Origin of the sequence: Dactylosporangium sp. NBC_01737 (assembly GCF_035963215.1) — a bacterium.
GTDB lineage: Bacteria > Actinomycetota > Actinomycetes > Mycobacteriales > Micromonosporaceae > Dactylosporangium.
Map to the genome: position 1 here is coordinate 7,585,500 of NZ_CP109153.1, position 11,361 is coordinate 7,596,860.

The following is an 11,361-nucleotide window of genomic DNA, read 5'->3' on the forward strand; positions in this document are numbered from 1 at the left end:
GAGACGTGGATGCTCAAGCGGGCCGCCGGTGCACGCTCGGGCCGTCGGTCTCGCCCGACAGCGGTGTGTACGTCTCGATATGGGACATGGTGTTGCCCTCGGCCCGCCAGACGCCGTTGGTGTAGCCGCTCTCCTCGGCGTTGTAGAGCCGGATGTAGCCGCCGCTGGCGTTGCGGGTGCCGTTGTCGGTGATCCAGCACATGAGGTCGCGGTGGTGCTTGGTCCGGGCGAACTTCAGCAGCGCGTCGCGGTCCCGGAAGAATGCGATGGTGCCGAGCGTGAACGGCCACTGCCAGTAGACGGTGTGCCAGCAGTACCCGGGCAGCCGCTTCATCTGGCGCACCATTTTGAACCACGTGAAGGTGAGGATGAAGATGGAGTGCGGTCCCCGGTACCGGGTGGCGCCGACGAACATGGCCGTTGCCTGGCCGACGGGCGGCACCTTCGAGAAGTCGGTGGTCCTCATGCGGCGGTGCTCCTCGCCAGATAGACGTTCTTGATCTTGCCGGAGGTGCCGGTGAACGGGCCCGTCCCGTGTCCGTGGACGCGGATGCGCAGGTCGGCGGCGGTCGGGTCCTCGGCGAGGGACTCGGCGAAGTCGCGGCTCACCTCGGCGAGGTAGCGCACCAGGCCGCGGCGGCAGACGTCGGCGAGCCGCTCCAGTTCGGCCTCGGACAGTTCGACGCCGTCGCGCAGCTGGACGTGGACGACCGGGCGGCTCTCCAGGTCGGTGTGCTCCTCCAGGGTCAGGCAGAAGCTCTCGATCTGGTGTGCCAGGGGGTTGTCCTGGTACAGCCCGTTCTCGACGTCCTGCGGGTAGATGTTGGCGCCCATGTAGGAGATCGTGCTGTCCTTGCGGCCGTACAGGAACAGCAGCGGCAGCCGCATCCGGTCCACCGCGAACGCCTGCCGCGCCTGCGCCCACGCGGCCGGGTCGGTCTTCAGGATCGCGGCCAGCTCGTCGTAGGACATCAGCTTGCCCTCGTCGCCGATGTTGTAGCGCACCTTCGGGTTCAGCACGGCGGTGGTGTTGATGGTGCACAGGATCTCGTTGTCGGCGGTGGTCTCCAGGTACGTCTCGAGGGGGTTGTACTGGAAGACCATCGGCAGCCGGTGCTCGTCCGGGCCGAGCAGCGCGGCCCGCAGCCGCTGGTCGGTGCGCAGCCGGCGGCGCAGCCACACGCTGAGGTCGGTCTCGCCGCCCATACCGATGGTGAGGTCGCTGGCGCCGTAGCCGGAGCGGACCTTCGTGAACCGCTGCTCCAGGTAGTCCCGCAGCGCCTCGGTCATGCCCTCGCCGCCGACCAGCGCCGACAGCTTGTACGGCGCCCAGTCGAAGCCGATCGCGTCCATCTTGTCCAGCAGGTGCTTCAGGAACGGCGGGTACGCGGTGATGACGTAGTCGAAGCCGGGCCCGAAGTGCCGCAGCGTGTCGATGATCTTGTCCAGGTCGGGGCCGGTGTTCTTCACCATCGCGACGCGGGCCATGGCGATGCCGGTGTTGGTGCCGGTCGCCCACGCGCCCATCGAGTAGGCGTTGATGACGAACCGCCGCTTCGACGGGAACACCAGGGTCGTGTACCCGGCGAGGTTCTTGTGCACCGTGTTGAGCTCGCGGCGGCTGCGGACCCAGTTGTACGGCTGGCCCGAGGAGCCCGACGACTCGTCCACGACGCTGCCGGCGATCTCGAACCGGCCGTGCCAGCAGCGCTGCTCCTGCGAGTACGCCTTCACGTAGGTCAGCTTGCCGGTCGGCGGGTAGGCGGTCAGGTCGAACCAGCGGAACTGCCAGCCGTTGCGGCGCAGGAAGTCACCGTAGGCGGGCACGTCGATCGCGGCGAACTGGCACGTCATCCACGCGTGCAACCGGGCGAACCGGGCCATCCACGGCCGGTAGTTGCGGGCCATCAGCCGCCACACCGCCGGATGGACCCGGTAGATCGCGTACAACCAGGTCAAACCGAAGCTGCTGACCCGAAGCACCCATTGGCGCACGAACGTCACGACCGGCTCCCTTTCTCCTCGACCGGTACCATCCTCGGTTCGCGGCGATCCGAGCGCCTGAGCCGTCCTACTCGCATCCGGGTAAGTATTGTTCTCACATGGCCGGGACACTCATGACCGGAGCGACGATCTGGGCCGGCCCGACCTGCACCCCGCAGCCTGGCTGGCTGCTGGTCACCGGCGACAGCATCACCGCCACCGGTGGGCAGGACACGCCGGCACCGCCGGCGACCACCATGATCGACCTCGCAGGTTGCCACATCCTGCCCGGGTTCGTCGACACGCACCTGCACGCCAGTGTTGTCGGGTGGCAGACGCTCGGCGTGGACGGCACGGCCTGGACCGACCTGCGGGAGGCGCTCGCCGCGATCGGCGCCGCGGCCGCGGCCGCCCCGCAGGCGCCCTGGCTGCTGTGCTGGAACGCCCGGCCGTTCCGGTGGCCGCAGCGCCGCCTGCCGACCGCCGCCGAGCTCGACGCGGTCGCCCCGGGCCGTCAGATACTGGTCAGCGGCGTCGACGTGCACCGCGGCGCCGTCTCCACCGAGGCGATGCGCACCCTCGGCCTCACCACCCTGCGGGCACAGGCCGGCGACGTCAGCCGCGACCGGCGCGGCCGGCCCACCGGCGAGATCTGGGAGCAGGCGTACGGTGAGGCGCTCGCCCGCGCCCTCGCCGACGCGCCCGGCGACCCCGAGCAGCTGACCCGCCTCGCCCTGGACCGGTGCCTGTCGCTGGGCATCACCCACGCCCACGAGGCGTACGTCGCGCCGCAGCACCACGAGCGGATGCTGCGCCTCGCGGCCGCCGCGTCGCCGCGGCTGTCCTGGGCAGTCGGCGCCGGCGCGGGCCTGCTGCCCCGCCGACGGCCCGGACGCCGCACCCGGCGGCGCGTACGGGGCGAGCGACCGCGAGGCGAAACTGTTCCTCGACGGCGGCGACCGGTGCGCCGTGTGCCTGCCGGCCCGGGCGCTGGGCCGCCTCACCTTCCAGGCCGTCCGCGAGAGCGTCGCCGCCCGCCACCCTGGCCCGCTGCGGGACGCACTGCGCCGGCGCAGCGCCGTACACGGGCGGCAGCTGCACCTGGAGTACCTGCGCTACTCCGACGCCGAGCTCACCGCCCTGCTCGCCCGTTACCTCGAGGCCGGCATCCGGCCGCGGTTGCACGCCCTGGGCAACCTCGCGGTCCGGCAGGCCGCCACGGCCCTGCGCGCCGCGGGCGCCGGTGCGGGCGCGGCCGTCATCGACCACCTGGTGCTGCTCGACCCGGCCGCCGTCGACCTGGTCGCCGCGAGCGGCGCGTGGGCCACGTTCCAGCCGGGGTTCCTCACCTCGTTCGGCCCGCAGATCGTCGACGGCGGCACCGACCGGTTCCTGACCGTGCTCGGCGGCCGGCAGCTGCTCGACGCGGGCGTGCCGCTGACCCTGGCCTCCGACTACCCGGCCGGGCCGCTGGACCCGCTGGGCAACCTCCGCCTCGCCGTGCATCGCACCATCCAGCCCGCGCAGGCGCTCACCCCGGTGGAGGCCGTCCGCGCGCTGACGGTGACCGCCGCCGCGTCGCTCGGCGCCCCCGGTGGCCTCGTCGCTGGGCACCCCGCCGACCTGGCGATCTGCGACGGCGACCCGTTCACGCCGTCGACCCGCGTCACGCAGACCTGGGTCGCCGGCCGCCGCGTCTGGCCGGCCTGAACCGGTCGCCCGGGCCGCCGGTCGCGGCGTTGCGCCATGATGGGGGCAGCTTTGAAGATCCTGCAGCGAGGGGGAGCAGCGGCGTGTTGAGCGAGCCGGCCGACATCCAGGGCGCGGGCAACGGCCGCGCCGCCGCCTGGTGGACCGCGCTGACCGGGCGGGGTCGCTACGTGCACGTCGCGGTCGTCGGCCCGCGCAGGTCCGGCAAGACGACCTGGTTCCGGTCCCTGGCCGAGGCGTCCGGCGGCGACGTCGTCGTCTGGGACGTGCGCCGGGTGGCGCGGGCGCGCACCGCCGCCGACGCGTGGGCCGACCTGTTCCGGGTGCTGGGCGTGGACGCGTCCGGCGACGCCGACCCGGTGGGCGCCCTGGAGGATCACCTCGACGGCCTGGAACGCGGCAGGGTGCTGGTCGTCGACGACTGGGACGCCGCCGTCGACGGCCGTGGCGGCCACGTGCCGGACGCCTGCTACGAGGTGCTGGACGAGGTGACCAGGTTCTGCCTCGGCCAGGCCACCGGCCGCGACGGGGCGTCGTGCCTCGGGCTGGTCCTGCTCACGTCGCTGCCGGACGTCACCGACCTGGAGTATTTCGCCCGCGCGGTGCAGCGGCCGACGTTCGAGCGGCTGTCCGCGCTGGTGACCCGCTCGCTCGGCGCCGAACGGTTCCCGATGCTCGACCGCGCCGACAGCGAGCGCCTTCTCGTTGCGCAGCTGGTACCGCCGGCAGCCGTGCCGGCCGTCGCCGCGGCCTGCGGCGGGTGGCCGTGGCTGCTGGCCGAGGCCGGCCGCCGCCCGCGAGCACGGCGGGTGGACGGAGCCGGCGATCGCGGAGATGCGCGAGCGGCGGCTGCCCGTCCTGCTGGAGGCCAGCCTGCTGCCGTGGCTCACCGCCCGGCCGGAGGTGCGGGCCCGCGGCGGCGACCCGCTGGACTACCTCGCGCAGGAGCTCGCCCGGGGCCGGGAGCCGGCCGCGTTCGGCCTGCCGCACGACTTCGGCGACCCGTCGCGCCCGGCGCCGCTGATCCGGCAGATGCTCACCCGCACCGTCCTCGTGGTGGACACCGAGAACCTGCGCATCCCGTTCCAGCGGCACGCCGAGGTGCACCCCGGCCGGTATCCGCGCGGCGTCGACGCGTTCCTCCAGCAGCACATGGCGGCGTGGCTCGGCCGGCTGCGCGGCGACTACGACGTGGCCGACGACGACGTGTGGCTGATCGGCCGGTCCCGCGAGCGGATCGACGCCACCGTCGGCGCCGCCACCGCGGGGCAGCGGTTCTTCCTGTCGAAGGAGCTGCGCGACAAGGCGAAGCGGACCGGGGACAGCAGCGACGACAACCTGATGACGGCGAAGGTCGTCAAGCAGGCGGCCGACAACCCGCTCGCCCGGTTCGTGCTGGCCTCCAGCGACGCCGACGCGCCGCTGATCCTGCACCTGGTCGGCGCGCTGCAGCGGGTGACGGTCTGCACGCCGTGGCGGGCGTCGCCGAAGCTGAGCCAGCACCTGCCCGGCAGCGGACGGCTGCGGGAGAACACGTTTCCGGTGCCGCGCCCGCGCGAGGTGTCGCCGGCCGAGCTCGCCACCGCGCGCCGCGACCGGCAGCGCGGGACGGCGTCGTGACGGTCGTCCTCGCGCTCATCATGCCCGGCGGGCACCACTGCCGGAAACTCCCGCGCAACGTCATGCCGCACCTGGTGTCGGCACTGGCGATGGACCACTCCGGCGGCCGGCTGACCATTGTGGACGCCGGCCACCCGCGGCTGCGGGCGCTGCTGACCGCGACGGAGACGGTGTCGCGCGAGGACGTCGCGGCGCTGCTGCAAGGGCTGTCGGACGGCCGTGCGGCGGACTGGGCCGTCGACACCGCCGACGGTGTGCAGCGCGTCGACTACGTGACCGCGGACCCGGCGCCCGCAGCCGGCGGGGTCCGGGCGATGCTGCCGATCCTGGCGCTGCTCACCGCGGTGGCACCTACGGCGCGGGCCGTCGTCCGGCAGCTCCTGCACGACCAGCCCCTCGCGGTCGTCCGGTTCGTCGACGGGGCGCCCCTCTACCGGTACCTCGGGCAGCCGGCGCCCATCTCGTCGGTGCTGGTGGACGACGGGCACGCGTTCGTCTGGGACCGGCGCGGAGCGGGCGGCGACGTCGTGGTCCTCGACACCACCGCCGCGCGGTTCACCGGCGCCAGGTGCCGCCGGGCCGACGGCGGCGAGGTGCTGCCGCTCGGCGTGCTGCTGTCCGATGTGGACGTCGCCTGGGAACGGCCCGACCCCGGCGACGGCGGGCCGGTGCTGGCAGTGCAGAAGGCGGGAGGGCACGGCTGGGAGCCGGTGCCGGGTGCGTTCGTCGCTCACAGCGGCGCCGAACGCGGCTGGCACGTCGTGCTGGATCCCGGCGAGGCAACCCGCGGCGCCGGTGTCCCCGTGTCCGGCATCATGCTGCGCGGCGACGGGCACACGCTCGTCTACGAGCCCGGCCCCGACCTCGACCTGACCGGCGGGCTGGCGAAGCTGTCGGCGATCACGGCGGGCCTTGCGGGGCAGGCGGTCAGCTTCGGCGTCCCGGAGACCGAGCTGCGCTCCACATTGGACGCGGCGGCGGCGACCCGGCAGCGCGCCGTGGGGTGGCTCGGCCGTCGCCGGCAGCCGGTCGACCGGGACGCCCTCGACCAGGTGTTCGGGTCGCTGCTGCGCTTCCGGTCGGACGTCTCGGTCCGTGCCGGGCTCGCCGAGGCCGCGACCCGGGTCGGCGTCGAAGACATCGAGGAGCGCACCTTCGGCGCCCAGGTGGTGACGCTGCTGGTGATCGAGCGGGAGCTGGCGCAGCGGTGCCGCAGCGAGGCCGGCAGCGACCCCGACACGTTCGCGGACGCCCTGACGGCCTACCTGGCCGCGGTGAACCAGTCCTCCAGCGAGCTCCAGCCGTGGGCCCGGCAGCGCATCGTCCGGTACGTCACCGAGTTCCTCACCCGGCGCAGGCTGCCGCAGGGACGACAGCTGACCCTGACGACCGCCGCACCGGACCCGGCCGTCTGGGACCGGCTCACGCGGCGCGCGCCATGGCTGTGGTGGTTCGCCGAACCCGCGCTCGCCCCCGCGCGCGGCATCCACCTCACCGCCGCCGCCGTCGTCGACCTCCTGGTCATCCTGCGGCCCAGACAGGTCCCGGTGCAGGGCACCCCGGACATCCAGGTCCAGCTCCAGCCGCTCACGACCCGGTTCCTCAACCTGTACCGGCCGGCGGTGGCCGGCGCCACGGCGGCACTGCTGGACGCGCTGGCGGAGGCGCTGGGCCCGCTGCAGTACGACCCGGCGCACAGCGCACGGATGGTGCAGGCCCTGGACCACACCCTGCAGCTGGCGCCGGAGCTGGCCGCGGCGGTGCGTGAACGGGTCGCCGCCGAGGTCGAGCACGGGACGTCCGCCGAGCACCTGCTGGTGGTCCGGGTCGACGACCGCGAGTCGGCACGGGTGCTGCTGGTCAACCTGTCCCCGCGGCACGGCCTGGACGTGCGGGTCGCGGGCGACGCGCTGCGGCTGCCGCCGTTCGCGGTCGAACAGAGCGGCGCCGCGGGCTACTGCGCCGGTCCGCTGCCCGTGCCGCCGGAGTCCACTGTGGAGGTCGGCGACCGGGCCGTGCCGCTGGACGTGCCGCGGGCACCGCTCGCCGAGGGCACCAACGTGACCCTGCCGGCGCTGCCGGCGGACCTGTTCCGCGGGCGCGAGGAGCAGCTGGCGCGGCTGCGTCGCGCCGTCGGCGGGTCCGGGCCGCGCGCCGGCAACCTCGTCTTCGGCACCCGGAGGGCCGGGAAGTCGACGCTGGCCTACCAGGCGGCGCAGGACCCGCGGCTGCGCGGGCACCTGTGGATCGACCTGTCCAACACCCCGTCGTCGGTGCGCGACTTCGCCGCGTGGAACCGCGCGGTCTGCCGGGCGCTGGCCCGGCAGGTGCGGCGCCGGCTCGGCGTGACCCTGGATGAGACCGACGACTTCGTCGACGCCCTGCTGGACCTCGACGACGCCCTCGACGGCGGTGCGCCGGTCGCCGTCGTCCTCGACGAGCTCGACGTCCTGCTGCTGCCCGAGCAGGGCAGCGACGGGCGGCGGGCCGCCGGCCGGCTCGGCAACGCGCACTGGCAGAACCTGGTCCTCATCGGCACCGTGCAGCGCTTCCACCGCTCGGTGCACGAGTTCAAGACGTGGCAGTCGATCGAGGTCCCGGCCGACCTCGCCTGGGCCGACGGGGCCACCTACTTCCTCGGCCCGCTCGCCGACCGCGCCGCGGGTCCCAGGGTCGAGTGGCTGCGCCGGGCCGGGGTGACCCCACAGCAGTTCGGCGCCGAGATCGTGCCCCGCATCGGGCTGCGCCCGTACTTCTGGGCCCGGCTCCGCGACACCCTCGAAGGGCACGTCTACGACGACCGGGCCGGCTCACGCCTCGTCGACACGGACGCGCTGCGCCGGTACCTGCGGATGCTGGTGGTCGAGGACCCGCACCTGAACGCGGTCCTGGACGACGGCACGGACCTCGACCCGGCCGAACGGCGCCGGCGCGACCTGTTCGGCGCCGACGAGCGGCGGATCCTGGCGCGGTTCGCCGTGATGACCGAGACCGGGCAGCAGCTGAAGGTGTCCGACGCGGTCCGGTCCGGCGGCGAGGAGGCGCTCGGCGAGCTGATCGACCGCGAATACCTCTGCTACTCCCGCGACCGCACCCACGTGATGACCGCGGTGCCGATCTACCACGAGTTCCTGCGGACCCGCGTCACGGACCTGTTCGCGGTCACGTCGGCCGGTGACGGCGAAGCGGTGCCGCTGCTCGTGGAGGACATCGACACGGTGCGCGGCGTCGTGCACCGGGCGCTGGACGGCCGCAGGCGGCAGCCGCTGGCGATGATGGGGCAGATCCTCGCCGACGAGCTGCCCGGGCTGTACGCGTCCGGGTGGGCCGGGCAGCGCACCCTGACGAAGTTCCTGGCCGCGCACCTGCCCGAGTTCCCGGTGGTCAACGACGCCGGCGGCCAGTGGATCGAGGCGCCGCACTGACCCGCCGCCCACCGGCGGTCGCCGGTCAGCGGCGCAGGTCGTGGCGGCGGTGCGTGGCCTTGGCCACCAGCCCCGACGGCATGAGCCGGCGCAGCGGGAACACCAGCGGCGCGTTGCTGCCGACCGCGTAGTGCGCCTTCGGCCGGGACGCCTCGATCGCCTTGACGATGGTCGCGGCGACCCGCTCGGCCGGCACGCCGGACCGCTCGTTGCGGTCGAGGGCGGCCAGCATCCGCTCGAAGTCCGCGCGGTGCGGCGAGTCCTCCGAGACGTACTTCGTGCGGCGCTCACTGATCCCGGTGTTGATCGATCCTGGTTCGACGGTCGTGAGCCACACGCCGAACGGGGAGTACTCGTGCCGGGCGCCGTCGCTGAACCCCTTCAGGGCCGCCTTCGACGCGACGTACGACGAGCGGTACGCGAGCGGGAACGACGCCAGCATCGACCCGACCATGACCACCCTGCCCTGGCGGCGCTCCCGCATGCCGGGCAGGAGCAGCTGGGTGAGCCGGACCGGCCCGAGCACGTTGACCTGGAACAGCCGGCGCAGCGCGTCGGCAGGCAGCTCCTCGAACGGCCCCGACTGGCTCTCCCCGGCGTTGTTGACCAGCACGTCGACCCGGCCGGCGGCGGCCGCGAGCGCCTCGATCGACGCGTCGTCGCTCAGGTCGAGCGGCAGGAACTCGACCCCGTCCGGCCGCTGCGCGCCGGTGAGGGTCTCCGGCCGGCGGCTGGTGCCCACGACCCGGTAACCCCGCCCGACCAGCGCGGCGGCGGTCGCCTTCCCGATCCCGGACGAGGCCCCGGTCACCAGCGCGGTGCGATCCATTGCTGCACCATACCGGGCGTCCCCGGCGACCTGTTTGCTGCGGTCACGACGGGAACAGCCAGCCGAGGCTGCGCTCGGCGGCGCGGGTGTACTCGTCCCCGTAGGCCAGGTCCTCCAGCGCGGCGCAGCGGGCGAAGAACACGATCCGCCGGCCGAGGTCGTCGTCGGGCGGGCCGCCGTACGCCCGCAACGTCTGCGCGAGGACATCCGGGCCGAAGTCGCGGTACAGCCGGGCGAAGTCCAGCGCAGGGTCGGTGACGGCCGCGTCGGACCAGTCGATCACCCCCGTGACCTCGCCGTCGTGTTCGAGGATGTGTTCGGCGCCGAGGTCGGCGTGGGCGAGGACCTTCCGCGCGGCCGGGGGCGGCACGGTGCCATGCAGGATACGCAGCAGATCGGCGGGTCCGTCGAGGTCCTCCAGCCATTCGCCCGGTTCGGCGTCCTCGACCGGCACGAGACCGCCGGCCGCCGCCACGTCGACGGCGTGCAGTTCGCTCAGGAACCGTCCCAGCCGGTGGGCGAGACCGGCGGGTGCCGGGCGGCCCAGCAGCGGCCGGCCGGGCAACAGCGGATACGCCAGCACGCCGGTGTCCTCCGCGGCGAAGCGGACGACCGGCACCGGCACGGAGACCTTCTGCGCCACCACCGTCAGCAGGCGGGCCTCCCGCAGCACGCTGTGCCCGTCCTCGGCGACCCGCAGCACCAGGTCGCCGGCGAGGAAGGCGGTGTTGTCCAGGCCGTGCCCCAGCTCCCTGACGGTGCCGGCCGGCCCGGGCACGTGTGCCGCCAGCGCCCGCACGGCACGCTCGCGAGCCGTCCCACGTCCGTCCATACCGTGCAGCGTATCCAGCTCTACCCTTGACGCATGACGCTCACCCCGCTGGCGTGGCCCGGCCTGCGCAACGCCCGCGACCTCGGCGGACTGCCCACAATGGACGGCGGCGAGGTGCGCCACGGCGCCGTGGTCCGCGCGGACTCCCCGCACGCGCTCACCGCCGACGGCATCGCCGCGCTGCGCGCCCACGGCGTCACCCGCATCATCGACCTGCGCAGCGCCGACGAGGCACAGCTGCGGCCGAACGTGCTCGCCGCCGACCCGATGTACCGCCTGGTCCCGTTCACCGACCCGGACGACGACCCCGCCGACCAGCTGTCGGACCTGGCCGGGATCGACGAGCTGTACCGCTGCCGCATCGCCGGCGACGCCACCCGGATCACCGCCGCGGTCGCCGCCGTCGCCGACGCCCCACCCGGCGCGGTCCTCGTGCACTGCCAGGCCGGCCAGGACCGCACCGGCATGCTCGCAGCCCTGCTGCTGCGCATCGCCGGCGTCGCCGACGACGTCATCGTCGAGGACTACACCTTCTCGTCGATCTGCTGGGAGTCCCCGGGCGAGTGCGAGCCGGAGTCGATCCAGGCCGTGCTCACCCTCCTCGACACCCGCTGGGGCGGCGCCGGGGCCTACCTGCTCGCCCACGGCCTGTCCCCGTCCCAGCTGTCCACCCTCCGGGCCAGGTCCACGATCTCGGCGATGCCCGCCTCGCGGAACGGCGCGTAACCGCTCGCCCAGCACACGGTCAGGTAGCCGGCGAACCGGCCGCCGACGGTCGCGACGAGCACCGCCCGCGCGCCGCCGGCCTGCTCGTCGAGATGGCGATCGTGCTGCTCGACGCTCTTGCCCGGCCACCCGACCGCGGCGAACGCCTCCGCGATCGGCCCGGGATCGACGGCCGCCAGCGCACGGATCTCTGCAGACACGACCCCATCCTGGCAGAGTCCGATGCCGGCCGTTCA

10 protein-coding genes are annotated in these 11,361 nt (G+C 74.0%); 4 read left to right on the top strand and 6 right to left on the bottom strand.

The window, feature by feature from the left end:
- Window positions 1-13 precede the first annotated feature (13 nt).
- From OHA72_RS34610 to OHA72_RS34620, 3 genes are read right to left on the bottom strand one after another with little or no spacing between them, the layout of a single operon-like run.
- Window positions 14-466, bottom strand: coding sequence for a DUF4188 domain-containing protein (locus tag OHA72_RS34610; RefSeq protein ID WP_327000250.1), 453 nt, complete (start codon window positions 464-466; stop codon window positions 14-16).
- Window positions 463-2,004 (bottom strand): phenylacetate--CoA ligase family protein, encoded by a 1,542-nt coding sequence (locus tag OHA72_RS34615; RefSeq protein WP_327000251.1) that lies wholly within the window; start codon window positions 2,002-2,004, stop codon window positions 463-465. The genes OHA72_RS34610 and OHA72_RS34615 overlap by 4 nt, the downstream gene beginning before the upstream one ends.
- Window positions 2,001-2,783 (bottom strand): hypothetical protein, encoded by a 783-nt coding sequence (locus OHA72_RS34620; RefSeq protein ID WP_327000252.1) that lies wholly within the window; start codon window positions 2,781-2,783, stop codon window positions 2,001-2,003. Before OHA72_RS34620 ends, OHA72_RS34615 begins: the two co-directional genes overlap by 4 nt.
- 169 nt (window positions 2,784-2,952) lie before the next feature.
- Here OHA72_RS34620 and OHA72_RS34625 point away from each other — a divergent pair, with 169 nt between their 5' ends.
- The 3 genes from OHA72_RS34625 to OHA72_RS34635 all read left to right on the top strand — a co-directional run bounded on the left by OHA72_RS34625 (window position 2,953) and on the right by OHA72_RS34635 (window position 8,738).
- Window positions 2,953-3,693, top strand: coding sequence for an amidohydrolase family protein (locus OHA72_RS34625; RefSeq protein WP_327000253.1), 741 nt, complete (start codon window positions 2,953-2,955; stop codon window positions 3,691-3,693).
- 834 nt (window positions 3,694-4,527) lie between these two features.
- The gene (locus tag OHA72_RS34630) at window positions 4,528-5,313 is read left to right on the top strand and encodes a hypothetical protein (RefSeq protein WP_327000254.1); all 786 of its coding nucleotides are present in this window, start codon (window positions 4,528-4,530) and stop codon (window positions 5,311-5,313) included.
- Window positions 5,310-8,738, top strand: a complete 3,429-nt coding sequence (locus tag OHA72_RS34635) for a hypothetical protein (RefSeq protein WP_327000255.1) — start codon at window positions 5,310-5,312, stop codon at window positions 8,736-8,738. Before OHA72_RS34630 ends, OHA72_RS34635 begins: the two co-directional genes overlap by 4 nt.
- A gap of 25 nt (window positions 8,739-8,763) precedes the next feature.
- On the opposite strand, the gene OHA72_RS34640 is transcribed toward OHA72_RS34635, so the two are convergent.
- Together OHA72_RS34640 and OHA72_RS34645 are read right to left on the bottom strand one after the other, a co-directional pair.
- Window positions 8,764-9,567, bottom strand: coding sequence for an SDR family oxidoreductase (locus tag OHA72_RS34640; protein ID WP_327000256.1), 804 nt, complete (start codon window positions 9,565-9,567; stop codon window positions 8,764-8,766).
- A gap of 43 nt (window positions 9,568-9,610) precedes the next feature.
- Entirely contained in the window at window positions 9,611-10,399 is a 789-nt protein-coding gene (locus OHA72_RS34645) for a phosphotransferase (RefSeq protein ID WP_327000257.1), read from the bottom strand.
- A gap of 33 nt (window positions 10,400-10,432) precedes the next feature.
- Between OHA72_RS34645 and OHA72_RS34650 the strand changes: the two genes are divergently transcribed.
- Window positions 10,433-11,125, top strand: a complete 693-nt coding sequence (locus OHA72_RS34650; protein WP_327000258.1) for a tyrosine-protein phosphatase — start codon at window positions 10,433-10,435, stop codon at window positions 11,123-11,125.
- Here the strand turns inward: OHA72_RS34650 and OHA72_RS34655 are convergent.
- Entirely contained in the window at window positions 11,029-11,325 is a 297-nt protein-coding gene (locus tag OHA72_RS34655) for a hypothetical protein (protein ID WP_327000259.1), read from the bottom strand. The two genes, OHA72_RS34650 and OHA72_RS34655, sit on opposite strands and share 97 nt — an antisense overlap.
- Between the last annotated feature and the right edge of the window lie 36 nt (window positions 11,326-11,361).